The sequence below is a fragment of the Kribbia dieselivorans NBRC 106261 genome (assembly GCF_001552435.1).
Taxonomy (GTDB): domain Bacteria; phylum Actinomycetota; class Actinomycetes; order Actinomycetales; family Dermatophilaceae; genus Kribbia; species Kribbia dieselivorans.
Map to the genome: position 1 here is coordinate 1 of NZ_BCRE01000165.1, position 1,756 is coordinate 1,756.

Genomic DNA, 1,756 nt, shown 5'->3' on the forward strand with positions numbered 1-1,756 from the left:
CCGAGGACGGCTCGACCGTCGCCGCGCTCGTCGTCTGCAACGCCCTCGGGTCGGCGATTCACCCCGATACCGGGGCGTTGCACGCGGCCCCCTTCCTGCACGACTGCGATGTGGTCGACCTGGTGGCGCAGGGCCGTCTGGGCGTGCCGAGCGCGGCCGAACTGGCCGCCGCGCCGCGGGCCGCGACCGGCGACGAGTTGCGGCCGGCCAGCGCGACGACCATTGGCATCGTCGCCACCGACGCGACGCTGACCAAGGCGCAGTGCGCCAAGCTCGCCGGGATCGGCCACGACGGGCTGGCCCGGGCGCTGCGGCCGGTCCACACGATGTTCGACGGCGACACCCTCTTCGGCCTGGCGACGGGTTCTCGGCCCGCCCCGGAGCCGCCGGAGATGCACCGTCTGCTCGAGGTCGCCGCCGACGTCGTCACGCGCTCGGTGGCCCGCGCCGTGCTCGCCGCGACGTCGGTCGAGACTCCGGCCGGGTCGTGGCCGGCCTACCTCGATGCCCTGCCCTCGGTCGGCACGCGGAGATCCGCCGGGTCCTAGGTACGATCGGGCTGTGAGCGGCGAGCTGATCGACACCACCGAGATGTACCTCCGCACGGTGTTCGAACTGGAGGAGGAGGGTGTCGTGCCCATGCGGGCGCGGATCGCGGAGCGGCTGGGTCACTCCGGCCCGACGGTGTCGCAGACGATCGCCCGGATGGAACGCGACGGTCTCATCGTCGTGACCCGTGACCGCCACCTCGAGATGACGGACACCGGCCGCGAACTGGCCACGCGGGTCATGCGCAAGCACCGGTTGGCCGAACGTCTCCTCAGCGACGTCATCGGGCTGGACTGGGAGCTCGTGCACGACGAGGCCTGCCGCTGGGAGCACGTCATGAGCGACGAGGTCGAGCGACGCATCGTCACGTTGCTGGAGGGCCAGCGGGAATCGCCGTACGGCAACCCGATTCCGGGGTTGGGGGCGCTGGGTCTCGACGAATCGGGCAGCGAGGACTTCCGCTCCGGACTGCTCGTGATCACGGATCTGGCCGAACCCGCCGATGTCGTGGTCCGCCGGCTGTCCGAGCCGGTGCAGGTCGACCCGACGTCGTTGGCGATGCTGCGCGAGCTCGGTGTGCAACCCGGGCGTCGGCTTCGGGTGGACCCCACGGGGGGCGGCTGGGCCGTCAGGCCGCTCGAGAGTGATGGCGCGAGCCGCGACCTGCCCGAGGAACTGGCCGAGCACGTCTTCGTGGGACGGCTCTGACGATCCCCGTTGTTGTTCCTCCACCACGCCGTGACCTCCATGTGACATTTCGCGCCGGGGTGTGTACGTTGTTCCTCGGTCATCAAACCCCCACACGATGACTGCCGCGGCGGATCGCCAAATCCTGCTCCCGCCAAGGCTTGAGACAACCCATTGGCAGGAGCGGGGGAACCAACTCCGGGCCGGCACCACGCGTGCTGACCCTCGGGGTGAAGTTCCACCATGTGAGAAGAGACGCTCACACGTTGGAACCGGGCAGGCCTTGCCCGAACCCGACAGCTCACCCCGCAGGCGTGGAGGCTAATCGTGACCCAGAACCACATGGGCCGGCACCGTGCCGCTGGCCGGTACAACCCGCTGGCCGAGATCTCGACCGTCGTCGTCGAGTCGGCCGCCCCGGTGGCGCGCACCTCGGCGCTGCTGGCCGTGACCGGTGGTCTCGTCGGTGCCGCTGCGGCGCCCGCGATGGCTGCGCCGGCCGAGGTTGCTGCGGCGCCTG

At 70.8% G+C, this 1,756-nt stretch carries 2 protein-coding genes, 1 pseudogene and 1 riboswitch; all 3 genes and pseudogenes read left to right on the forward strand.

Annotated features, from left to right (window positions below):
- Positions 1-548 (forward strand): P1 family peptidase (locus tag KD1_RS13000; RefSeq protein WP_174521113.1); only part of this gene is annotated, 548 nt, incomplete at its 5' end.
- 43 nt (positions 549-591) lie between these two features.
- Positions 592-1,257, forward strand: a complete 666-nt coding sequence (locus tag KD1_RS13005; protein ID WP_245627408.1) for an iron-dependent transcriptional repressor DtxR — start codon at positions 592-594, stop codon at positions 1,255-1,257.
- 121 nt (positions 1,258-1,378) lie between these two features.
- A riboswitch (cyclic di-AMP (ydaO/yuaA leader) is annotated at positions 1,379-1,566 on the forward strand.
- Positions 1,564-1,756 (forward strand): annotated as a pseudogene (locus KD1_RS13010) (C40 family peptidase); the annotation flags it as partial. (Overlaps the previous riboswitch by 3 nt.)